We start from the raw sequence: 21,469 nt of genomic DNA, 5'->3' as shown, positions 1-21,469 counted from the left end.
TCATCTCCCGACAAAATGAGGTGCGCGACCTTCGACCGACGCGCGAAGCGCTTCCTGGCCGTCCTCGCTGTGACCGCACGCGACGCCGGCCGCCAGCTCGCCGCGCAGTTGCTCGGCGAGGGTGTGCGTGAGCGATTGCGCGAGCAGCGCCTTGGTGTGGCCGAACGCGACGCTCGGCCCTTGTGCCAGACGCGCGGCGAACGCGGCGACGTGCGTTGCGAAATCGTCGGCGTCGACGACTTCGGACACGAGCCCCGCGGCAAGCGCGTCCTGCGCGTTCCAGCGTTCGTTCAGAAAGATGAAGCGGCGTGCGACGTCGGGGCGCGCGATGCGCGGCAGGAACCAGCTTCCGCCCATGTCGGGGCTGTAGCCCATGCCCGTATACCCGCAGCGCAGCGTCGCAGCGGTGCTCGCGATGCGGAAGTCGCACGCGAAGCCGATGTCGGTGCCGGCGCCGACCGTCGAACCGTTCAGCGCGGCGATCGTCGGACGCGGAAATGCGGCGAGCGTCTGCACGAAACGGTGCGCACGCTCGGTCCAGCCGTAGGTGTCGAGTTCGCCGTTGCGCTCGGCCTCGGCCCATTCGTCGACGTCCGCGCCCGCGCAGAACGCGCTGCCGGTGCCGGTCAGTACGACGCAGCGCACGGCCGGATCGTTCGCGAGCGCGTCGAGCGTCTCGCGAAGAAAGTCGAGATGCGGCCGCGCGAGCGAATTGCGTTTCGCCGGGCGGTTCAGGCGAAGGGTCACGACGCCGTCGTGCCGTTCGATTCGAATGTCCTCGATGCTCATGCTGATCACTGTCTCCTGGTTGTTGTGCGTCGGGGTGGTGTCAGAGCCGGCAAGGGTCGCCGCTACTTGCGGACCGCATTTCGGCATAGTATAAGTTCTGTTAAATGAACGTTCAACCCAATTGTGAGTCGACCAGGAGACACACGATGAGCGTGGTGATGGAGACGTCGGCAGGTGTGGAGGACGGCAGGACCGGGGCGCATGCGGCACGCGCGGCGGCGCAGCATGCGGCGAGCGGCGCGGGCCTGCAGATCGATCGCGTGTCGAAGCGCTACGGCAGCGTGCATGCGCTGCGCGAAACGACGATCGACATTCCGCGCGGCGAATTCCTGACGATCCTCGGGCCGTCGGGTTCGGGCAAGACGACGCTGCTGACGATCGTCGCGGGCTTCGAGCATCCGAGCAGCGGGGACCTGCGCGTCGGCGGCCGCAGCATCGTCGCGTTGCCGCCCGAGAAGCGCAACTTCGGGATGGTGTTCCAGGGCTATGCGCTGTTTCCGCACATGACTGTCGAACAGAACGTCGCGTATCCGCTGATGGTGCGCAAGCAGAAAGGGCCCGACGCGGTGAAGCGCGTGAAGGCCGCGCTCGATCTCGTGCGGCTCGGCCATCTTGCCGATCGCCTGCCGCGCCAGTTGTCGGGTGGCCAGCAGCAGCGCGTCGCGATCGCGCGCGCGCTGGTGTTCGATCCCGATCTCGTGCTGCTCGACGAGCCGCTCGGCGCGCTCGACCGCAAGCTGCGCGGCGAGGTGCAGGTCGAGCTGAAGGCGCTGCACGAGCGGCTCGGCGCGACGTTCCTGTTCGTCACGCACGACCAGGAGGAAGCGCTGTCGATGTCGGACCGGATCGCGATCATGCGCGACGGCCGGCTCGAACAGATCGGCACGCCGGACGGGCTCTACGAGCAGCCGGCCAACCGCTTCGTCGCGGACTTCCTCGGCAAGAGCAATTTCATCGAAGGTGTCGCGCTCGGCGGCGATGCTTCGACGACGCATTACCGCGTCGGCGATGCGCGCTTCTTCGCGCCGGCGTGCGGTGCGCGGCCCGACGAGCCGCTGCTGTTCGCGCTGCGCCCGGAGAAGGTCGCGGTGTCGGCGACGTCGTGCGGCGGTGCGCACAACGAAGTCGCGGGTCGCATTCGCCACTGGAGCTATTTCGGTTCGTCGTACCGCTTCGAGATCGAGACGCCGGTGCTCGGCTGCGTGACGGCCGACGTGCCCGCATGGCGCGGGCTCGCGTCACCACGCTGCGGCATGGACGTGTTCGTGCAGTGGGAGCGCGACGCGACGTGCCAGATCGCGGCCCACTGACGCGGCGCACGTTGCATCCCGCGCGAAGCGGCACGAGCCGCCGTCGCCGCCGACTCACCGACTGACGGATTCACCGATTCACCGATGCCCGAAAACGACGAGACGCGTGCGGGCGCTGACCAGCCTGGAGGAGACACCATGACGAACCGCCATCTGCAGGACCTGCTCGACCAAGCACGCGAACTTCAACCGGCGACGTCGCAGCGCCGCCGCGATTTTCTGCGGTTGTGCGCGGCGGCCGGCATCGCGCCGACGCTGCTGTCGCTCGGCGCGAAGGACGCACTCGCGTCGAACCCGAAGGAAATCGTGCTCAGCGCATGGGGCGGCGAAGCGCGTTCGGCGTTCCGCTCCGCGTACATGGACCCGTTCACGAAGTCGAGTGGCATCCGGATGGGCTACGACTCGTCGCCGGAGGACGGCAAGATCAAGGCGATGGTCGAGAACCGGAACGTGATCTGGGACGTGATGGATCTCGACGGCTTCGCGGCGATCAAGCTCGGCAAGCAGGGCTTCCTGCGGCCGATCGACTATTCGGTCGTCGGCCGCAACACGCTGCCGGGGCTTGCATCGGACTTCGGCGTGCCGTCGTACCTGCTGAGTTACGTGCTCGTCTACGACGCGCGCAAGTTCGGCGCGAATCCGCCGAAGAACTGGGCCGATTTCTGGAACGTCGGCAAGTTTCCGGGCAAGCGCGGGCTGTGGAAATGGATGGGCGGCGCGCTCGAAGCCGCGCTGATGGCCGACGGCGTCGACAAGGACAAGGTCTATCCGATCGACGTGCCGCGCGCGCTGAAAAAGCTGAAGGAACTGCGCTCGAACGTGCTGCTGTGGGATTCGGGCGCGGACAGCCTGCAGCTGCTGCGCAACGGCGAAGTCAGCATGGCGTGCATCTGGCATACGCGCGCGAACGTGATCCAGCGCGAGAGCAATGGCCGGTTCCGCTATACGTGGGAGCAGGGGCTCGCGTCGTGCGACGTGTGGGGTGTGCCGAAGAACAATCCGTCGGGCGATGCCGTCTGGCAGTTCATCAAGTTCGTGCAGGGCGTCGAGCCGCAGGTGCGCCTGCTGTCGCTGCTCGGCAACGGGCCGGTGACGCCGGCCGCGACCGCCGCGGTGCCGCAGGCGCTACGCGCCGACAACCCGGGCACGCCGGAGAACTGGGCAAAGCAGTGCAAGGTGAATCCCGAGTGGTGGGCGCAGCACTACGAAGCGACGCTCGCGCAGTACACCGACCTGATGTCGTCCTGAGCCGCCTCGCGAGCGTGACGCCATGAATACCCTGTCTACTCCCGTCGCGGGCGCGGTCCCGCTCGGCCGCGCGAAGGCCGATCGTTACTGGCTGCTCGTCGTGCCGCTGCTCGCGGTGCTGATCGTGCTGTACGTGTATCCGCTCGTGCGTGTGCTGTGGCTCGGCTTCACGGTGCCGGAGCCGGGCCTGCACAACTATGCGCGGCTGCTCGGCAATCACGGCGTGCATCGCGTGCTGTGGACCACGCTGCGCGTGTGCGCGGTCACGACCGTGTGTTCGGTCGCGCTCGGCTATGCGATTGCGTATGCGATGGCGCACGTCGGCCCGCGGCAACGGATGGCGCTGATGTTCGGGCTGCTCGTGCCGTTCTGGGCGTCGGTGCTGGTGCGCGCGTTCTCGTGGCTGTTCCTGCTCGGCGAGCAGGGGCTCGTCAACACGCTGCTGCTGCGCATCGGGCTGATCGACGCGCCGCTGCCGCTGATGCGCAACGAGGTCGGCGTCGTGATCGGGATGATCCACTTCATGATTCCGTACGCGGTGCTGCCGCTATACGCGAACATGAAGGGCATCGATCCGCAGCTCGCGCGTGCCTCGCAGGGGCTCGGCGCGGGCGCGTTCGTCACGTTCCGCAAGGTGTATTTCCCGCAGACGCGACCGGGCATCGTCGGCGCGGCGATCCTCGTGTTCATCTTCTCGCTCGGCTTCTACGTGACGCCGGTGATACTCGGCGGCGGCCGCACCGTGATGATCGCCGAATACATCAGCACGCAGATCCTGCAGCTCGTGAACTGGGGCAGCGGGGCGGCGCTCGCGTCGCTGCTGCTGGCGTCGATCCTGGCCGCGCTCGCGCTGCTCGCGCGTTTCGTCGACCTGCGCGAGCTGTTCGGCGCGCGCTGACCCGAACGGAGGAGGTTCCGATGAACACCCGAATGACCGCAGGACGCGCGCTCGTGGTCGGTATCGCGTGGGCCGCGATCCTGTTCCTGATGCTGCCGCTGCTCGTGTCGGTGCCCGTCTCGCTGACGCCGAGCGACTACCTGTCGATGCCGGACGGCGCGCTGTCGCTGCGGCACTACCGCGTGCTGCTCGACGACGACGGCTGGGTGTCGAGCTTTCTGCAAAGCGGGCTGATCGCGCTGGTGTCGTCGGCGATCTCGGTCGCGCTCGGCACGCTGTGCGCGATCGGGCTGTGGAAAGTCGCGTCGCGGCGCGGCGAGTTCGTGCGCGGCGTGATCCTGTTCCCGCTGATCGTGCCGCCGATCGTGTCGGCGCTCGCGTTCTACCGGCTGTGGGGCGAACTCGGGATGCTCGACAGCTATCCCGCCGCGATCCTGTCGCACGTCGTGCTGTCGGTGCCTTACGTCGTGGTGGTGGTTTCGGCATCGCTCGCGACCGTCGGGCTGCGCATCGAGCAGGCATCGCGCAGCCTCGGTGCGAACGTCGCGCAGACGCTGCGCTACGTGATCCTGCCGTCGATCCGGCCGGGCGTGCTGTCGGCCGCGGTGTTCGCGTTCATCCTGTCGTGGGACGAGCTCGTCGTCACGCTGTTCATCTCGAGCCGGAACGTCTATACGCTGCCGCGCCGCATGTGGGACGGGATGCGCGAGAACGTCGATCCGGCGATCGCGTCGGTATCCACGCTTTTGCTCGTCGCGACCTGCGTCGCGATCGGCTTGTCGCTGCTGCGCAAGCGTGCGGCCGGATCCGTCTGAATCCAGCAGTTCAACGTTACGTCGCGGAGAAAACTCGCACCATGAAAGTCCTGATCGTTCACGCCCATCCCGAACCGCAGTCGTTCACGACGTCGATGCTGCACCGCGCGGTGAGCACGCTCGAAGCGCAGGGGCATACCGTGACGGTGTCCGACCTGTACGCGATGCAGTGGAATCCGGTCGCGAGCGCGGCCGATTTCGGCGTGCGCAAGAACCCCGACTATCTCGTCTACGCGCTGGAGCAGCGCGAGAACGTCGCCGCGCACGCGATCGCGCCGGACATTGCCGCGGAACTCGACAAGCTAGCCGCGTGCGACCTGTTGATCCTGAGCTTTCCGCTGTTCTGGTGCTCGGTGCCGGCGATCATGAAAGGCTGGATCGACCGCGTGCTCGTGTCGGGCAAGGTGTACGGCGGCGTGCGCTTCTACGATCGCGGCGGGATGCGCGGCAAGCGCGCGCTGCTTGCCTATACGTGCGGCGGCCGCGACTACATGTTCGGTGCGGACGGCGTGCACGGCGAAATGGACCTGATGCTGCGCCACGTGTTGCGCGGCACGCTCGGCTACGCGGGCTTCGACGTGCTGCCGTCGTTCGTCGGCTATCACGTGCCGTACATCGGCGACGCGGAGCGCGCGGCCGTTCTGGAACGCTACGACGCCTATCTCGCAGAAATCGACCGGCACGAACCGATGGCGTTTCCGACGCTCGACGATTTCGACGGCGACATGCGGCGGCGCGAACGCGCGCCGCAGGAAACCGCGCAGGATTGACCACGACCGGCCGCGTTGCCGCCGCGCCGCTTTTCTACCCGACCGCATGTGAGTTCGAGCGATGACCCTGACGTCGAGCGACGTGCTGCTGTTCCTGACCGGGCTCCTGACGCTGTTCTGTCCGCCCGTCGCGATCCCGATGTATGCGGCCGTCACCGGGCATTTTCCCGACGTGACACAGCGGCAGATCGCGTTCAGGCTGTTCGCGTGGATCGCGGCGCTGATGATCGGCGCGGTGTGGGGCGGCCAGTTCCTGTTGCGCATGCTCGGTCTCACGCTCGGTGCGCTGACGCTGACGGGCGGCCTCGTGCTGTGCCTGTGGTCGATTCCGATGATGCGCGGCACGGCGAACGACGAGCGCAGCGGCGGCGACACGCGGCTCGAACATGCGCAATGGCGCAGCTACATCGCGGTGCCGCTGATCTTCCCGCTGTCGATCGGCAGCGCGGTGATGTCGCTCGTGATCACGACCGCGACGCGCTTTCATACGCCGGCCGACCTGCTGGCGCTGAGCGCGGCGTGCGTGCTGCACGCGGGCGTGATCGGGCTCACGTATGCGTGCTCGGCGTCGTGGTGCCGGCGGCTCGGCGAGATCGGCAGGACGCTGGTCGAGCGGCTGTCGGGCATCGTGCTGACCGCGATCGCGTTCCAGATGCTCGCGCAGGGCGTGCGCGAACTGTTGCCGGGGCTCGCGCATTGACTGCCTCACGGGGCCGCGCGCGATCCACCTCCTTACCCTGAACGATGGAAATCACATGAAAACAGTAGGCATGTACCTGGTCGACCTTCTCGCCGCCTACGGCGTCGACACGGTGTTCGGCATTCCCGGCGTGCATACGATCGAGCTGTACCGCGGGCTCGCCGGCAGCGCGCTGCGCCACGTGAGTGCGCGCCACGAGCAGGGCCTCGGCTTCATGGCGGACGGCTATGCGCGCGCGACCGGCAAGCCCGGCGTGTGTTTCGTGATCACCGGCCCCGGGATGACGAACATCGCGACGTCGATGGCGCAGGCGTATGCGGATTCGATTCCGATGCTGGTGATTTCGAGCGTCAACGCGTCCGGCGACATCGGCTCCGGCAACGGCCATCTGCACGAACTGCCGGACCAGCATGCGTTCGCGCAGAACATCGCCGCGTTCAGCTACACGGTGCCGCGCGCCGACGCGCTGCCGCAGGCGATCACGCGCGCGTTCGCGGTGTTCTCGGGCGGCCGGCCGCGCCCCGTGCATCTGCAGATTCCGCTCGACGTGCTCGCGGCGCCGGCCGATGCATTGCCGCCGGTGCCGGCCGTGCCGCTGCGCATCGCGCCCGGCCCCGCATCGGCCGACGGCATCGACGCACTGCGTGCGAAGGCCGCCGCCGCGCGCGCGCCATTGATTCTCGCGGGCGGCGGCGCGCTCGACGCGGCCGCCGACGTGCGCTGGCTCGCGGAGACGCTCGACGCGCCGGTCGTGATGACGATCAACGGGCGCGGCGTGTTGCCGAGCGCGCATCCGCTCGGCGTGTCGTGGTCGGCGTCGAGCGACGCGGTGCGCGCGCTGATGCGCGACAGCGACCTGATCGTCGCGCTCGGAACCGAGCTCGGCCCGACCGATTACGACCTGTATGCGACGCGCAGCTTCTCGATGCCCGCGCCGCTCGTGCGGATCGACATCGATCCGCAGCAGCTGTGCCGCAATGCGGTGCCCGCGCTGCCGCTGCTCGGCGACGTCGGCGAAACCCTGCGTGCGCTGCGGCGCGTGTGGCCGGCCGATGGGCGGGCGCGCAGCGACGGCGGTGACGGCGTCGAGCGCGCGGCGGTGTGCCGTGCGGCCGCGCGGCAGGAACTCAACGACGAAATGCGGCGCGATCTCGCGCTGCTCGACAGCGTGCGCGACGCGCTGCCCGATGCGGCGCTCGTCGGCGATTCGACGCGGATCGTCTATGCGGGCAACGTCGGCTTCGCGGCGTCGCGTCCGCGCAGCTGGTTCAACGCGTCGGTCGGCTTCGGCTCGCTGGGCTACGGGCTGCCGGCCGCGGTCGGCGCGAGCCTCGGCGATGCGTCGCGGCCGGTGGTCTGCCTCGCCGGCGACGGCGGGTTCCAGTACACGCTCGCCGAACTCGGCACCGCGGTGCAGCATCGCGCGCGCGTGATCGTCGTACTGCTGAACAACGGCGGTTACGGAGAGATCAAGCGTGCGATGGTCGACGGCGGCGTCGAGCCGGTCGGCGTGGATCTGCATACGCCCGATTTCGTCGCGCTCGCGCGCGCGTATGGATGGGGTGCGCAGCGAGTCGAAGAGGGTGCGTCGCTGGCCGGTGCGCTCGGCGAAGCGGCCGCGCACGACGCGCCGTACCTGATCGAGATTCGCGCGGCCTGAAAATGCGAACGGCCTCGCGATGCGAGGCCGTCGTGCCGGTTGCGGCGCGAGTGCGGCGCGAGTGCGCCGGCTTGCCGGCGAGGCGCGTTGCGTGCGTTACGCGCGCTTGCGCGCCGTCTTCGGCGGCGGCAGGAACGAATCGACGACGCGCAGGCAGCTCGTCAGCGCGTCTTCCGCGGTGAACGACGTGGGGTCGCGCGCGAGTTCGAGCCAGAAGCCGTCGATCACCGCTGTCACCGTCAGCGCGGCGAGCTCGCTGTCGACGGTGCCGCCGCGCACTTCCGCGATCTGGTCGAACAGCTTCTTCAACGCCTGCCGGTAGCCGGCATACAGCTCCTTGTGCGCCTTGCGGATCACCGGATCGCTGTGCGCGACGCTCCAGAAGCCGAGCCAGACCTTCACGTTCTTCGGCGCGAACACCGGCGCGGCGAAACACACCTTGATGATCGCGTCGAGCTTGTCCTCGGGGCCCGTCGCGTTCGCGGCGGCCGCGCGCGACACGTCGAGCAGGTCGGCCGCGAGCCGCTTGTAGGTCTGCGCCATCAGCTCGTCTTTCGACTGGAAGTGATGGTTGATCAGCCCGCGCGACACCTTCGCTTCCGCGCAGATGCGGTCGATCGTGGTTTCCGAATAGCTGTAGCGCGCGATGCAGCGCATCGTCGCGTCGATGATCGATTGCTGCCGCACCGCGGGTGTTTCTCGGATGCCGCGGCTGCGGGTCTGAACCGGTGCGCTGCCAGAAGTCTTTTTCACGGGGTGACCTTACGGAATCGTCATGGCACCGATTATAGGGGAGTGTCGGACGCTTGTTCAATTACAGCGATGGAACCCGCGAAAACCCTTGCTTCCGGATTATTGAAATCTGTTGAACCCTTGTTCAACAGAGCCTATACTCGACTCCACATGAGGTTGGTCGGCCATTCAACAAGGCGCCGCGATCCCGCGCGGGACGGGCGTGAGAATTCGACACAGGAGACAGCATGTTGGCGCGGGCGGAGAGCGTGAAGACGGCGGTCGAGGAGCGCGTGCAGGTGACGGACCTGCACAAGCGGTTCGGCGAGCTGGAGGTGTTGAAGGGCGTGTCGCTGAGCGCGCGCGAAGGCGAAGTGATCTCGCTGATCGGCGCGAGCGGCTCGGGCAAGAGCACGCTGCTTCGCTGCATCAACCTGCTCGAGACGCCGACCCGCGGGCGCATCGTCGTCGATGGCGAGGAGATCGGGCTGAAGCTCGACCGCAAGGGCCGCACCGTGCCGACCGATCCGCGCCAGGTCGAACGCATTCGCACGCGGCTCGGCATGGTGTTCCAGAGCTTCAATCTGTGGGCGCACCGCACGGTGCTCGAGAACGTGATCGAGATGCCCGTGCACGTGCTGCGCGAACCGCGCGCCGAAGCGCTCGCGCGCGCCGAGCAGCTGCTCGAACGCGTCGGCCTCGCCGACAAGCGCAACGTCTATCCGGCGTTCCTGTCCGGCGGCCAGCAGCAGCGTGTCGCGATCGCGCGCGCGCTCGCGATGCGGCCGAAAGTGATGCTGTTCGACGAGCCGACTTCCGCGCTCGATCCCGAACGCGTCGGCGAAGTGCTGAAGGTGATCCGCGATCTCGCGTGCGAAGGCCGCACGATGATCCTCGTCACGCACGAGATGGCATTCGCGCGCGACGTGTCGAACAAGGTGCTGTTCCTGCACGAGGGACGCGTCGAGGAGAGCGGCGCGCCGGCCGAGATCTTCGATGCGCCGCAGAGCGAACGCTGCCGCCAGTTCGTCAACGCGCACCGGCAACGTCACTGAACCGATGGCACGGCCCGCGCGTGCCTGCCTGCGCGGCCGGCCGCACCGATGCCGGCCGCACCGATGCCGGCCACACCGATACCGGCCGTACCGATTTCGTATCTTTCCAGCCAGGAGTCCGACCATGAAGCGTGTCGTTCGCAGTCTGCTGTGCCTGTTGAGTCTCGTTCTCGCGGCGCTTGCGCCGTTCGGTTCCGCGCACGCGTCGCCGGGCGTGCTGCGCTTCGGCGTCGCCGCCGAGCCGTATCCGCCGTTCCTGATGAAAAGCCCGACCGGGCAGTGGAGCGGCTTCGAGGCCGACCTGATCCGCGCTGTGTGCGAGCAGATGAAGGCGAAGTGCGAGATCAAGGAAGTCGCGTGGGACGGCATCATCCCGGCGCTGCTCAGCGACAAGATCGACGTGATCTTCAACTCGATGTCGATCACGCCGGAACGCCAGAAGGTGATTGCGTTCTCGCGGCCGTACTACGAGACGCCGGGCACCTTCGTCGGCGCGAAGAACCAGAAGCTCACGCTGACGCCGGACGGCCTGAAGGGCAAGGTGATCGGCGTGCAGGGTTCGACCGCGAACGCCGAGTTCATCAAGATGGCGTACGGCAAGACCGCGACAGTGCGGCTCTACAACACGCAGGACGATTGCAACTCGGACCTCGTCGCGGGCCGCATCGACACGATGTATCTCGACCAGCTCGGCATTCTCGATTTCCTGAAGTCGAAGGACGGTGCGACGTTCGAGCTGAAAGGGCCCGGCAGCGTGAAGATGGATCCGGCGATCTTCGGCTACGGCGTCGGCGCGGGGATGCGCAAGGCCGATGCGCCGCTCAAGCAGCAGATGGACCAGGCGCTCGAGCAGCTGCATGCGTCGGGCAAGTACGCGCAGATCGCGAAGAAGTATTTCCCGATCGACCTCTGGCCGCACTGATCGCACGATTTCGCGCCGACGGGCGCCACGCACGGACGGAGGAGGCGGCATGGACGGTTGGGGATGGGTGAGCTACCTGGGCATGGACCCGGACGGCTGGGGCGTCGCGCTGCTGCAGGGCGCGGGCGTGACGCTCGAGATTTCGCTCGGCGCGTTCGTCGTCGGCATCGTGCTCGGGCTCCTGGGCGCGGTCGCGAAGCTGTCCGGCGTGCGCGCGTTCGAGCGGCTCGCACAGGGCTACACGACGCTGTGCCGCGCGGTGCCCGAGCTGCTGCTGATCCTGCTGCTCTACTACGCGGGCACCGACGCGATCAACCTGCTGATGACGGCGATCGGCGTCGGGCCGGTCGCGGTCAACGGCTTCGCGGCCGCGGTGATCGTGCTCGGCATCGTGCAGGGCGCGTATGCGGCCGAGATCATCCGCGGTGCGATCCTCGCGATCCCGTACGGGCAGATCGAAGCCGCGCGCGCGTTCGGCGCGCCGCCCGCGCTCGTGTTCCGCCGCGTGACGCTGCCGGCGATGGCGCCGTATGCACTGGCCGGCTTCACGAACCTGTGGCTGATCCTCGTGAAGGACAGCGCGCTGATCAGCGTGGTCGGCTACAGCGAGCTGCTCTACACCGCGAAGCAGGCGGCCGGTTCGACGCGCGAGTACCTGCACTACTACCTGATGGTCGCGGCCGTGTATTTCGCGATCACGTCGCTGTCGGGCATGCTGTTTCGCGAGATCGAGCGGCGCTTCGGCCGCTGGATGCCCGCATCGTGACCCACGTCCCGCCTTTCCACGCATCTTTCGACCGAACCGGATCAATGTCATGGATCTGAGCGTACTGTCTTCCTACGGGGCGCTGCTGCTGCTCGGCGTGCTGACCACCGTCAAGCTGCTCGTCGTGTCGGCCGTATTCGGCTTCGGGCTCGCGATCGCCGTCGCGTTCGCGCGGCTGTCGGGCAATGCAGTCGTCGCGCGCGTGAGCAAGGCGTTCACCGAAGTGATCCGCGGCACGCCGCTGCTCGTGCAGATCTACCTGATCTACTATGGCGTCGGCTCGCTGTTCGCCGGCTGGCCCGCGCTGCGCGACAGCGTGCTGTGGCCGTTCCTGCGCGACGGCTTCTGGTATGTCGCGTTCGCGCTGGTGATCAGCGTCGGCGCGTACGTCGGCGAAGTGCTGCGCGCCGGGCTGCGCGGTGTGCCGAAGGGCGAGATCGAGGCCGCGCGCGCGATGGGGATGCGCCCGTCGATGATCGCGCGGCGCGTGTGGCTGCCGCGCGCGATCCAGATCCTGCTGCCGACGCTCGCGGGCGAGACGGTGATGCTGCTGAAATCGACCGCGCTCGCGTCGACGGTCGCGGTGATGGACGTGCTCGGCGCCGCGAACTACATCCGCGCGCAGACCTTGCGGACCTACGAGCCGCTGCTGGCGATCGCGGTGATCTACGTCGTGCTCGCGTTCGCGATCGAGCGCGCGTTCGGCCGGCTCGAGCGGCGTGTGCCGGTGCGCATGCCGCGTTGAACGAACCCTTGATGGCGCGGCGGCCGGGCGGGCGCCGCGCGACGGAGAACACATGAACTATTCGAAGCTGGTCGAGCGCCTGCAGGGCAAGCGCACGACCGCCTGGGACATTCATTACGCGGCGCAGGCGGCCGTCGCGGCGGGCGAGCCGGCGATCGTGCTGAGCGTCGGCGATCCGGATTTCCCGACCCCCGACGTGATCGTCGAACGCGCGGTGACCGCGCTGCGCGGCGGCGATACGCACTACAGCGAAGTGCGTGGGCGCGCCGAGCTGCGCGCGGCGATCGCGCGCGAGCATGCGAAGGCGTGCGGGCAGGCGGTCGGCGCCGAGCACGTGATCGTGACGGCCGGCGCGCAGAACGCGCTGTTCGCGATGGCGCTGTGCCTGTGCGAGGCCGGCGACGAGGTGCTCGTGCCGGAGCCGATGTACCTCACGTACGAAGCCAGCGTGCGCGCGTCGGGCGCGACGCTCGTGCCGGTGCCGGTCGATGCGGCTCGCGGTTTTCATCTCGACGTCGACGCGCTCGAAGCGGCCGTGACGCCGCGCACGAAGGCGATCTTCTTCGCGACGCCGTGCAATCCGACCGGCGTCGTGATGCCGCGCGCCGATCTCGAACGGATCGCGCGGCTCGCATGCGAGCGCGACCTGTGGGTCGTGTCCGACGAGGTCTACGCGGAGCTGACGTTCGAGCGCGACATGGTCAGCATCGCGTCGCTCCCCGGGATGGCCGAGCGCACGGTGACGATCGGCAGCCTGTCGAAATCGCATGCGATGCCGGGCTGGCGGGTCGGCTGGGCGATCGGCCCGATCGAGCTGATCGAGCATGCGGAACGGCTCGCGCTGTGCATGCTGTACGGACTGCCCGGCTTCGTCCAGCAGGCGGCCGTGACCGCGCTCGACAACAAGGCCACGATCGTCGCCGACATGCGCGAGCTGTATCGGCGCCGCCGCGACCTCGCGTACGCGCGCCTGCGCGACGTCCCGGGGCTGCGCTGCCTGCTGCCGGAAGCCGGGATGTTCATGATGGTCGACGTGCGCGGCACGGGGCTGGATGCGAACGCTTTCACGTGGGGGCTGTTCCGCGCAAAGCAGGTCGCGCTGCTCGATGCGAGCGCGTTCGGCGAAACGGCGTCGGGCTTCGTGCGCTTCGGCTTCGTCGTCGACGATGCGAAGCTCGCCGACGCGTGCGAGCGCATCGCGGCATTCGTCGCGAGCCTCGGCGGGGACGCGCGCGCGGCGTCGTGATGCATATCCGGAACCGGAAGGAGGAGCGACGATGATCGAAACGCTGACGTGGCAGGTGCCGGGCGACGGCGGCCAGCCGCTCGCGATACGCGCGTGGCGGCTGTCGGGCGGCGACGGGCCGCGCGTACACCTGCAGGCCGGCGTGCATGCGGACGAGATCGCCGGCATGCACGTGCTGCACCGGTTGCTGCCGCAACTTTGTGCAGTCCACGATCGCGGCGTGCTGCGCGGCACGGTGACGGTCGTGCCGCAGGCGAATCCGCTCGGGCTCGCGCAGTTCCGGCAAGGGCGGCTGCTCGGCCGCTTCCACGACGCGACGCACCGCAATTTCAACCGGCACTTTCACGAATCGGCTGCGGCGCGCCGGCCCGCGACGACGTTCGCCGCGTGGCAGCGCACGGTGTTCGACGCCGCGTGCGACGCCGACATCGTGCTCGATCTGCATACCGATTCCGAGGCGCTGCCGTACGTATACCTGCATCGCGATCTGTGGCCGGCCGGCCGCGATCTCGCGGCCGCGCTCGGCGTGGACGTCGCGATCCTGTGGGACGAGGACGACGACGGCGCGTTCGAAGGCGCGATTGCCGCGCACTGGGCGCGCAACGGCGGTTTGCGCGAGCGACTCGTCGCGACGATCGAACTGCGCGGCCAATCCGACGTGTCCGACACGCTCGCAGAACGCGATGCCGACGGCATCCTTGCGTTCCTGCGCGGCCGCGGCGTGATCGCGGAACCGGCCGGCGTGCGCGACTGGCATGGCGACGCCGTGCCGATCGCGCACATGGAAACCGTGCTCGCGCCGGTGTCGGGCGTGCTCGTGTACGAACGCGAACTCGGCGCGACGGTCGAGGCCGGCGAGCGCATCGCGCGGATCGTCGCGCTGCCGGGCGTGCCCGGCAGCGAGCACGTGCTGGTGGCGCCGCAAGCCGGGCGCATCGTCACGCGCAATCGCGAGCGGCTGGTCGCGCAGGGCGACGTCGCGTTGAAGCTGACCGGGTCGCGGCCGTCGGCAGGCTGGTCGGGCGGTGCGCTCGATCCGTGAGCGGCAATGATGCGGCCCGCCGGTCCGGCTCGCGCATGATCTCCGTTATCGCGCGTGAATGACTGCCCGAGCGATTCGATTCACGGATAATGCGCAAACGTTTCACCGGTATTCGGCCGGATTGAATTGCCGAATCGAGAATCGAAGAATAAATTTCCGGATGCGATTATTCCGCGCTGCCCGGCAAGCGGCCAGAGCCCAGATGCGCCGAAGGTTAACGGCTCATTCGCGGAAAACTTTAGGATTTTCCCGTCGCAATTAATCATTGCGATTTCCTCAACGGCCGATTGATTTTCAGTCATCGGACGGTCATACACCATCCCCGATAATTCGCCGCTCACATTCTTTCAATAGGCCAGAGCGCGATCGAAGCCGGATCGCTGCGGGGAGCTGTACTCATGACCATCCGTCATCGCATTACGCTGCTAGTCGTCCTGACGTTTTTCGCGTTGTCCGCGATCGGCGTGTACGCCGTGTACCAGACGCGCAAGAGCGCGTCCGAGGTGCGTCGGGTTACCCAGGGAATCGTGCCGAGCGCGCTCGCGTCGGCGGATCTCGTCGCCGACGTGAAGAACATCCAGATCGCGACGATGACGCTGGTGTACGCGCCCGACGCGAACACCGCCGCGCAGGCGCGCGACGAACTGAAGGCGAAGCAGGGTGCGCTGCGCGCCGCGCTCGACGCCCAGGCGAAATCGGCGGTCGGCCGCGCGCAGGAAGGCCTCGTCGCGCAGGCGAAGGACAGCGCCGCGAACTACTTCGCCGCGATCGACGACACCGTGAAGATGAAGACCGACGGCAAGCCCGAGATGGCGCAGGCGTACCTGTTCGCGAACGTCGCGCAGTATCGCGACGAACTCGAAAGCATCGTCGACACGCTGCGCGTCGAGAAGAACCGCCAGAAGGACGACGCGATCCGTGCGCTGAACGGCATGCTCGCGACGACGGCCACCGCGATCGCGGGGGTGGCGGGCACGGTGGTCGTGCTGCTGACCGCGCTCGGCTTCGTGCTGTATCGCCAGATCACGCGTCCGCTGATCGGGATGCAGACGGCGATGAGCGAGATCGCGACGAGCCAGGACTTCACGCGCCGCGTGCCGGTGGGCCGGATGGACGAGATCGGCCATTCGATCGTCGCGTTCAACGGGATGATCGAGAAGATCCAGGAGAACGCCGCGCAACTGAAGCAGAAGACGGCCGACATCCAGGCGATGCTGCAGAACATGCAGCAGGGGATCCTGACCGTCGTCGAGGGCGGGGTCGTGCATGCGGAGTATTCGGCTTACCTCGAAACCATCTTCGAAACGCACGACATCGCCGGCCGCGACCTGATGGCACTCGTGTTCGACGATTCGGGCATCGGTTCCGACGCGCGCTCGCAGGTCGACGCGGCCGTGCATGCGTGCCTCGGCGAGGACAGCATGAACTTCGCGTTCAACGAGCACCTGCTCGTCAACGAAGTCGCGAAGCGGATGCCGGACGGCCGCGAGAAATGGCTCGACCTGAGCTGGTCGGCGATCACCGACGAGACCGACACGGTCGTGCGGCTGATGCTGTGCGTGCGCGACGTGACGGAGATCCGCGAGCTGACCGCGCAGGCCGGCGAGCAGCAGCGCCGCCTCGAGATGATCGGCGAGATCCTGTCGATCAGCCAGGACAAGTTCCACGACTTCGTGCACAGCGCGAAGGGTTTCCTCAGCGAGAACGAGCGGATGATCCGCCAGCACGAACGCGCGGATCACTCGATCGTCGCGGCGCTGTTTCGCAACATGCACACGATCAAGGGCAATGCGCGCACGTACAGCCTGCAGCACCTGACCAACATCGTGCACGAAGCGGAGCAGGCGTACGAATCGCTGCGCCGCGCCGACGGCGGCCCCGAGTGGAACCGCGATGCGCTGATGGACGACCTCGCCCGCGTGCGCGAGGCGGTCGACCGCTACGCGACGATCAACGCGGTCACGCTCGGCCGCCACGGCGAGGCGGCGCAGCATGGCGGCGCCGACTACCTGATGGTCGAGCGCGCGCATATCAGCGAGAGCCTGCGCATGCTCGACGGCGCCGACCCGGCGAACGCGGGCGACTGGCACGCGGCGCGCGATTCGGTGCGCCGCCTGTTGAGCCAGTTCGGCACGCAGGGCATTGGCGATGCGCTGGGCGGCGTGATCGAATCGCTGCCGTCGCTCGCGGCCGAACTCGGCAAGCCGGCGCCCGTCGTGCATATCGACAGCAACGGCCATCGCGTGCGCAGCGAGATCGGCGCGACGCTGACGAACGTGTTCATGCACCTGCTGCGCAACGCGATCGACCACGGCATCGAAACGTCCGACGAGCGTCGCGCGGCCGGCAAGGCGCCGGCCGGCAAGATCGACATCGCGGTCGACGTCGACGGCGAGGCACTGCGCTTCGTGCTCGCCGACGACGGCCGTGGCCTCGCGCTCGACCGGATTCGCGGGATCGCGCGCGAGCGCGGCTGGATCGACGCCGGCAACGAAGCCGGGTTGACTGACGACGCCGTGGCCGAACTGATCTTCCGCCCGGGCTTCTCGACCGCGCGCGCGGTGACCGAGGTATCGGGGCGCGGCGTCGGGATGGACGCGGTGCGCAACTTCCTGAAGCGCGACGGCGGCGATATCGCGCTGCGCTTTACCGACGATCGCATCGGCGCGTCGTATCGCGCGTTCGAGACGATCGTGTCGCTGCCGGCGCGTTTCGCGGCGGACGGTGCGGTCAACGGCGTGGCCAACGCTGCGGCGTCCGAATTCGGGCAGCCGGTGCACGCCGTGAACGTCGACGCAACGGAGTGATCGTGCAAGCGTGGATGATCCCGATCGGTGCCGCGCTGGCGGGCGGCCTCGTGGTCGCGGCGATCGCCGCGTTCGCGTGGCGCATCGCACGCGCGCGGCACGTTGCCGCGCTGACGCGCGAAGCGGACGCGTTGCGCGCCGCGCTCGGCGCGGCCGATGCGCGGGCCGACGAAGCCGCGGCCGCACATGCGGAAGCCGCACGGGCATGGACGCGCCGCGAAACGGAACTCGAGGAAACGCGGGCGCGCGAGGCGGCCGGCACCGGCGAGCAGCGCGACGCGCTGCAGGCGCTCGCGGCCGAGCGCGCCGCGCTGTCGCAGCACGCGGCGAAGCTCGCCGAAGAGGCCGCGCGCCTGCGCGGGCTGGCCGGCACGTTCGAGCGCTGGCACGAGCAGATGATCTCGCTGACCACGCAGAACCAGGACATGCGCACGAAGAACCAGGAGCTGTCGGCGATCGTCGCGCACGTGTCGATCGTCTCGCTGAACGCATCGATCGAGGCCGCGCGCGCGGGCGCCGCGGGACGCGGCTTCTCGATCGTCGCGAGCGAGGTGCGCGGGCTTGCCGCGCGCTCGCAGCAACTGTCGAACAGCTATCGCGACAGCCTGAACCGCAACGATCTCGTGACGGCCGCGACGTTCCAGGACATCCAGGCCGGCGGCAAGATGATCACGGCCGCGCTCGCGACGGTCGAGACGCTGGCGGGGCAGCTGCATGCGCGGCTCGAAGGAGCGGCGGCGTGATCAGCGCGCAGGCCCGCGCCGGTTTCGAGCGGATCTTCTTCGATGCGGCGCGCACGCGGCTCGCGTCCGGCGGCGCGTGCGAGATCCGGCCGGCTGACGACGACGCACATGGTGCGTCACATGACCCATCCCGCACGAAGTCGCGCGCGATGCCGAAGATCGCGGAACACGTCGCAGTGCTGACGATCTCGGCGCTGCATTTCCGGCTGCTGCTCGCGCTGCGTTTTCGGGACGACGAACCGACGCGCCGCCATTTCGCTGCGGCGGCGCCCGGCGCGAGCGCGCAGCGGCCGCTGCCCGAAGCGTTCATGGAAGTCGCGAACCTGTGCTGCGGCGCGATCAACCAGGCGCTGACCGTGCCGTTCCCCGATCTCGGGATGTCGACGCCTTACCTGCTGAGCGGCGCGAGCATCGACTACCTGCAGGCGCTGAATCCCGGCCACGTGGCCGCGTACGACGTGACGCTCGACGGCGACGTGCGGATCGGCGCGACGCTGTGCGTGTGCGCGAACGCGCCGGTCGATTTCCACGTGTCGGAAGCGGCGAGCGTGGACACGGGCGGCGAGCTCGAACTGTTTTGACCGATTGCGAGGACTCCGCGACATGACCGTAGACCAACCCGTCAGCAAGGTGCTCGTGCTCGACGACAGCCGCGCGCATGCGGCGACGCTCAAGCGCTTCTGCGACGAGCACAACCTGGTCGGCCTGACCGTGCGGCGCAACCGGCTGCTGAAGGTGCTGCGCTCGAACATCGATCTCGGCGCGATCCTGCTCGCCGAGGACTACGGCGGCTCGCCGGACGAAAGCGCGATCGTCGCGACGCAGATCGATGCGCTGCGCCCCGAGCTGCCGATCATCCTGCGCCGCATGTCGAATGCAGGGGACGCGTCGCGCGACGGGCTGCCCGATGCGCTCGCACGCGTCGCGTGCGCGGCCTACGTCGCCGACGACCTGACGCCGCTCAAGCGCGCGATCGACGAGTACCTGTTCGGCCGCGACTACCCGAACGCGCTGGTGCGCGGCATCGCGGAGATCACCGAGGCGCGGCTCGACAGCCTGTTCCCCGGCATGACGATCGAGCGCGACACGCCGTGCATCGTGCGCGACCAGATCATTTTCGGCGAGGTGTTCAGCCTGATCGCGCTGGAAAGCGCATGGTGCCGCGGCTACATGCTGCTGCAGACGAGCGAGCAGCCGCTGCTCGACATGATCGGCGGCACGCGCGACGACGGCCGGGCACCCGATTTCCGCGACGTGAACAGCGTGCTCGGCGAGCTGACCAACCTCGTGTGGGGCGCGTTCAAGAACCGCTATCTCGGCGACGCGGAGGCCCTTGCGCGCCATCCGGTGCAGGTGCCGCTCGTCGTCAATCACAAGCAGAAGTTCATTTCGTTCGGCGGCGACTGTCCGCAGCTCTGTTTCAAGTACCGGATGACCGACCCCGCATCGGGGCGGTCGGTGCGGCTCGACCAGCGTTTCGTGTTCAGCCTGAGCTGGTCGCCGGAGGATTTCCGCGAATCCGTGCAGGACGTGGGGCCAATGGTGGAAGCGGGCGAACTCGAACTGTTTTGAATGTTGAAGTCGGCAACGACGAAAGGGGAAGACGGCATGGCAAAGATTCTGGTGGTCGACGATTCGGGCACGGTGCGCGACGAAGTCGCGGGTTTCCTGCGCAATCACGGGCTCGACGTCGCGACGGCGGTGGACGGCAAGGACGGGCTCGCGAAGCTCAAGGCGACACCCGGCGTGCGTCTCGTGATCAGCGACGTGAACATGCCGAACATGGATGGCCTGACGATGGTCGAGAAGATCCGCGGCGAGCTGGCGAACACGTCGGTCAACGTGGTGATGCTGACGACCGAAAGCAGCCCGGCGATGAAGGAGCGCGGCAAGGCCGCCGGCGTGAAGGGCTGGATCGTGAAGCCGTTCAAGGGCGATGCGGTGCTCGACGCGCTGAAGAAGCTCGCGGGCTGAGCCGATATTCGGCGGGAGCGGGCCCGATACCGCTCGAGCGTTCAACGTTGCGGTCCGGAACGCGCGACCGCTGCGTCGCCGGTTGCAACGGGACGTTCGCAGGCGAGCATGCCGGGTACGCGCAGGGCGGTGCGATCTGCATTCCGGGCGGCGCGACGGGCGAAATTCGCGATGTGCGCTCCTGTACGCGGCCCTGACCACGCACGCGAGTGGCGCGCCGCCCGATTCCCGCGAACGTCTGCTGCGCCGGTGGTTCGTCCGCTTCGCTGGACGTCGCGCGCAAACTGGAGGACGATTCGTGATCGTGTCGATCGCGAATCCGGACGCGTGTTGCCCGTGCCGCCGGTTCGCGTCCGATCGAACCCCATCGAGCGGAGCATCATGGAACCCATTCACGAGACAGCCGAGCCGATCCTGCTGCGCGAGGCCCACGACGGCGTCGTCACGCTGCGGCTGAACCGGCCGCAACAGTTCAACGCGTTGTCGGAGGCGATGCTGGCGAGCCTGCAGGACGCGTTCGATTCGCTGGCCGCCGATCCGCACGTGCGCTGTGTCGTGCTCGCCGCGCAGGGCAAGGCATTCTGCGCGGGCCACGACCTGCGGCAGATGCGCGGCAAGCCCGAACTCGATTATTACCGCACGCTGTTCGCGCAATGCAGCCGCGTGATGCTCGCGATGCGCGCGCTGCCGGTGCCGGTGATCGCGCGCGTGCAGGGCATCGCGACGGCGGCCGGCTGCCAGCTCGTCGCCGCGTGCGACCTCGCCGTGGCGGCCGACACCGCGCGCTTCGCGGTGTCGGGCATCAATGTCGGGCTGTTCTGTTCGACGCCCGCCGTTGCGTTGAGCCGCAACGTGTCGGCGAAGCGCGCGTTCGACATGCTCGTCACCGGGCGTTTCATCGATGCGGCGACGGCCGCCGCGTGGGGGCTCGTCAACGAGGCCGTGCCCGAGGATGCGCTCGACGCGGCCGTCGCGCGCAAGGTCGCGGAGATAGTCGCGAAGAGCCCGGCGGCGGTGCGCTACGGCAAGCAGATGTTCTACCGGCAGCGAGAACTGCCGCTCGACGACGCATACGCTTTTGCGGGCGACGTGATGGCACGCAACATGATGGAAGAGGACGCCGGCGAGGGGATCGATGCGTTCCTCGAGAAGCGCAAGCCGACGTGGCGTGAGTAGTTCGTAGTTCGTAGTGTGTGGCGCCCGTGGACCGGTTGCGCGCTGCGTCCCGCCTGTGCTTCGCCGTCGGT

The 21,469-nt window shown here is 68.2% G+C and carries 22 protein-coding genes; 19 read left to right on the top strand and 3 right to left on the bottom strand.

Going from position 1 to position 21,469, the window contains the following annotated elements:
* The gene (locus tag DID99_RS25250) at positions 1 to 789 is read right to left on the bottom strand and encodes an enoyl-CoA hydratase/isomerase family protein (RefSeq protein ID WP_044843924.1); all 789 of its coding nucleotides are present in this window, start codon (positions 787 to 789) and stop codon (positions 1 to 3) included.
* Positions 790 to 935: 146 nt separating this feature from the next.
* Between DID99_RS25250 and DID99_RS25245 the strand changes: the two genes are divergently transcribed.
* The 7 genes from DID99_RS25245 (at position 936) to DID99_RS25215 (ending at position 8,190) form a co-directional block, all read left to right on the top strand.
* Positions 936 to 2,099: an ABC transporter ATP-binding protein gene (locus DID99_RS25245; protein ID WP_124667710.1), complete on the top strand. Its 1,164-nt coding sequence runs from the start codon at positions 936 to 938 to the stop codon at positions 2,097 to 2,099.
* 138 nt (positions 2,100 to 2,237) lie between these two features.
* Positions 2,238 to 3,347 carry an ABC transporter substrate-binding protein gene (locus DID99_RS25240; protein WP_124667709.1) on the top strand — a complete coding sequence of 370 codons (1,110 nt, stop codon included), beginning with the start codon at positions 2,238 to 2,240 and terminating at the stop codon, positions 3,345 to 3,347.
* Between the two features lie 22 nt (positions 3,348 to 3,369).
* Positions 3,370 to 4,245, top strand: coding sequence for an ABC transporter permease (locus tag DID99_RS25235; RefSeq protein ID WP_124488860.1), 876 nt, complete (start codon positions 3,370 to 3,372; stop codon positions 4,243 to 4,245).
* 20 nt (positions 4,246 to 4,265) lie between these two features.
* Complete coding sequence (locus DID99_RS25230; RefSeq protein ID WP_124667708.1) at positions 4,266 to 5,060, top strand: ABC transporter permease; 795 nt, start codon at positions 4,266 to 4,268, stop codon at positions 5,058 to 5,060.
* Between the two features lie 41 nt (positions 5,061 to 5,101).
* Complete coding sequence (locus tag DID99_RS25225; RefSeq protein WP_124667707.1) at positions 5,102 to 5,830, top strand: NAD(P)H-dependent oxidoreductase; 729 nt, start codon at positions 5,102 to 5,104, stop codon at positions 5,828 to 5,830.
* 61 nt (positions 5,831 to 5,891) lie between these two features.
* A complete protein-coding gene (locus tag DID99_RS25220; protein ID WP_124522953.1) occupies positions 5,892 to 6,530 on the top strand; it encodes a MarC family protein in 639 nt (212 codons plus the stop codon).
* Positions 6,531 to 6,585: 55 nt separating this feature from the next.
* Positions 6,586 to 8,190, top strand: coding sequence for a 5-guanidino-2-oxopentanoate decarboxylase (locus DID99_RS25215; protein ID WP_124667706.1), 1,605 nt, complete (start codon positions 6,586 to 6,588; stop codon positions 8,188 to 8,190).
* Positions 8,191 to 8,286: 96 nt separating this feature from the next.
* Here DID99_RS25215 and DID99_RS25210 read toward each other — a convergent pair whose 3' ends face one another.
* Complete coding sequence (locus DID99_RS25210; protein ID WP_260426299.1) at positions 8,287 to 8,943, bottom strand: TetR family transcriptional regulator C-terminal domain-containing protein; 657 nt, start codon at positions 8,941 to 8,943, stop codon at positions 8,287 to 8,289.
* A gap of 248 nt (positions 8,944 to 9,191) precedes the next feature.
* On the opposite strand from DID99_RS25210, the gene DID99_RS25205 reads away from it, so the two are divergent.
* The 6 genes from DID99_RS25205 (at position 9,192) to DID99_RS25180 (ending at position 14,698) form a co-directional block, all read left to right on the top strand.
* Positions 9,192 to 9,977, top strand: coding sequence for an ABC transporter ATP-binding protein (locus DID99_RS25205; protein ID WP_409333460.1), 786 nt, complete (start codon positions 9,192 to 9,194; stop codon positions 9,975 to 9,977).
* 124 nt (positions 9,978 to 10,101) lie between these two features.
* Positions 10,102 to 10,899: a transporter substrate-binding domain-containing protein gene (locus DID99_RS25200; protein ID WP_124488854.1), complete on the top strand. Its 798-nt coding sequence runs from the start codon at positions 10,102 to 10,104 to the stop codon at positions 10,897 to 10,899.
* A gap of 49 nt (positions 10,900 to 10,948) precedes the next feature.
* A complete protein-coding gene (locus tag DID99_RS25195; protein ID WP_044843934.1) occupies positions 10,949 to 11,665 on the top strand; it encodes an ABC transporter permease in 717 nt (238 codons plus the stop codon).
* A gap of 49 nt (positions 11,666 to 11,714) precedes the next feature.
* Positions 11,715 to 12,410 (top strand): ABC transporter permease, encoded by a 696-nt coding sequence (locus tag DID99_RS25190; protein ID WP_124523798.1) that lies wholly within the window; start codon positions 11,715 to 11,717, stop codon positions 12,408 to 12,410.
* Between the two features lie 52 nt (positions 12,411 to 12,462).
* Complete coding sequence (locus DID99_RS25185) at positions 12,463 to 13,656, top strand: pyridoxal phosphate-dependent aminotransferase (RefSeq protein ID WP_124667705.1); 1,194 nt, start codon at positions 12,463 to 12,465, stop codon at positions 13,654 to 13,656.
* A gap of 31 nt (positions 13,657 to 13,687) precedes the next feature.
* The gene (locus DID99_RS25180) at positions 13,688 to 14,698 is read left to right on the top strand and encodes a succinylglutamate desuccinylase/aspartoacylase family protein (RefSeq protein ID WP_124667704.1); all 1,011 of its coding nucleotides are present in this window, start codon (positions 13,688 to 13,690) and stop codon (positions 14,696 to 14,698) included.
* 80 nt (positions 14,699 to 14,778) lie between these two features.
* Here the strand turns inward: DID99_RS25180 and DID99_RS25175 are convergent, their stop codons facing one another.
* The gene (locus DID99_RS25175; RefSeq protein ID WP_124522942.1) at positions 14,779 to 15,000 is read right to left on the bottom strand and encodes a hypothetical protein; all 222 of its coding nucleotides are present in this window, start codon (positions 14,998 to 15,000) and stop codon (positions 14,779 to 14,781) included.
* 96 nt (positions 15,001 to 15,096) lie between these two features.
* On the opposite strand from DID99_RS25175, the gene DID99_RS25170 reads away from it, so the two are divergent.
* The 6 genes from DID99_RS25170 (at position 15,097) to DID99_RS25145 (ending at position 21,398) form a co-directional block, all read left to right on the top strand.
* Positions 15,097 to 17,505 carry an ATP-binding protein gene (locus DID99_RS25170; protein ID WP_124667703.1) on the top strand — a complete coding sequence of 803 codons (2,409 nt, stop codon included), beginning with the start codon at positions 15,097 to 15,099 and terminating at the stop codon, positions 17,503 to 17,505.
* A gap of 2 nt (positions 17,506 to 17,507) precedes the next feature.
* Positions 17,508 to 18,248: a methyl-accepting chemotaxis protein gene (locus DID99_RS25165; RefSeq protein ID WP_124522938.1), complete on the top strand. Its 741-nt coding sequence runs from the start codon at positions 17,508 to 17,510 to the stop codon at positions 18,246 to 18,248.
* Positions 18,245 to 18,829 (top strand): hypothetical protein, encoded by a 585-nt coding sequence (locus DID99_RS25160; RefSeq protein WP_124667702.1) that lies wholly within the window; start codon positions 18,245 to 18,247, stop codon positions 18,827 to 18,829. The genes DID99_RS25165 and DID99_RS25160 overlap by 4 nt, the downstream gene beginning before the upstream one ends.
* Before the next feature lie 22 nt (positions 18,830 to 18,851).
* On the top strand, positions 18,852 to 19,820 hold the full coding sequence (locus tag DID99_RS25155; protein ID WP_044843940.1) for a chemotaxis protein CheX: 969 nt from the start codon (positions 18,852 to 18,854) through the stop codon (positions 19,818 to 19,820).
* A gap of 36 nt (positions 19,821 to 19,856) precedes the next feature.
* The gene (locus DID99_RS25150; protein WP_006765703.1) at positions 19,857 to 20,222 is read left to right on the top strand and encodes a response regulator; all 366 of its coding nucleotides are present in this window, start codon (positions 19,857 to 19,859) and stop codon (positions 20,220 to 20,222) included.
* Between the two features lie 381 nt (positions 20,223 to 20,603).
* A complete protein-coding gene (locus DID99_RS25145; protein ID WP_124667701.1) occupies positions 20,604 to 21,398 on the top strand; it encodes an enoyl-CoA hydratase in 795 nt (264 codons plus the stop codon).
* The last annotated feature ends 71 nt before the right edge of the window (positions 21,399 to 21,469 follow it).

This window comes from Burkholderia sp. Bp8986 (assembly GCF_003854225.1).
In the GTDB taxonomy this organism is placed as follows: domain Bacteria; phylum Pseudomonadota; class Gammaproteobacteria; order Burkholderiales; family Burkholderiaceae; genus Burkholderia.
Note: the sequence above shows the minus strand (reverse complement) of the source record. Positions and strands in the feature narration are given on the sequence as shown.

Bases quoted from the DNA above. Each gene is read 5' to 3' on its own strand.
- DID99_RS25250 (WP_044843924.1), bottom strand. From the start codon at position 789: ATGAGCATCGAGGACATTCGAATCGAACGGCACGACGGCGTCGTGACC.
- DID99_RS25245 (WP_124667710.1), top strand. From the start codon at position 936: ATGAGCGTGGTGATGGAGACGTCGGCAGGTGTGGAGGACGGCAGGACC.
- DID99_RS25240 (WP_124667709.1), top strand. From the start codon at position 2,238: ATGACGAACCGCCATCTGCAGGACCTGCTCGACCAAGCACGCGAACTT.
- DID99_RS25235 (WP_124488860.1), top strand. From the start codon at position 3,370: ATGAATACCCTGTCTACTCCCGTCGCGGGCGCGGTCCCGCTCGGCCGC.
- DID99_RS25230 (WP_124667708.1), top strand. From the start codon at position 4,266: ATGAACACCCGAATGACCGCAGGACGCGCGCTCGTGGTCGGTATCGCG.
- DID99_RS25225 (WP_124667707.1), top strand. From the start codon at position 5,102: ATGAAAGTCCTGATCGTTCACGCCCATCCCGAACCGCAGTCGTTCACG.
- DID99_RS25220 (WP_124522953.1), top strand. From the start codon at position 5,892: ATGACCCTGACGTCGAGCGACGTGCTGCTGTTCCTGACCGGGCTCCTG.
- DID99_RS25215 (WP_124667706.1), top strand. From the start codon at position 6,586: ATGAAAACAGTAGGCATGTACCTGGTCGACCTTCTCGCCGCCTACGGC.
- DID99_RS25200 (WP_124488854.1), top strand. From the start codon at position 10,102: ATGAAGCGTGTCGTTCGCAGTCTGCTGTGCCTGTTGAGTCTCGTTCTC.
- DID99_RS25195 (WP_044843934.1), top strand. From the start codon at position 10,949: ATGGACGGTTGGGGATGGGTGAGCTACCTGGGCATGGACCCGGACGGC.
- DID99_RS25190 (WP_124523798.1), top strand. From the start codon at position 11,715: ATGGATCTGAGCGTACTGTCTTCCTACGGGGCGCTGCTGCTGCTCGGC.
- DID99_RS25185 (WP_124667705.1), top strand. From the start codon at position 12,463: ATGAACTATTCGAAGCTGGTCGAGCGCCTGCAGGGCAAGCGCACGACC.
- DID99_RS25180 (WP_124667704.1), top strand. From the start codon at position 13,688: ATGATCGAAACGCTGACGTGGCAGGTGCCGGGCGACGGCGGCCAGCCG.
- DID99_RS25175 (WP_124522942.1), bottom strand. From the start codon at position 15,000: ATGACTGAAAATCAATCGGCCGTTGAGGAAATCGCAATGATTAATTGC.
- DID99_RS25170 (WP_124667703.1), top strand. From the start codon at position 15,097: ATGACCATCCGTCATCGCATTACGCTGCTAGTCGTCCTGACGTTTTTC.
- DID99_RS25155 (WP_044843940.1), top strand. From the start codon at position 18,852: ATGACCGTAGACCAACCCGTCAGCAAGGTGCTCGTGCTCGACGACAGC.
- DID99_RS25150 (WP_006765703.1), top strand. From the start codon at position 19,857: ATGGCAAAGATTCTGGTGGTCGACGATTCGGGCACGGTGCGCGACGAA.
- DID99_RS25145 (WP_124667701.1), top strand. From the start codon at position 20,604: ATGGAACCCATTCACGAGACAGCCGAGCCGATCCTGCTGCGCGAGGCC.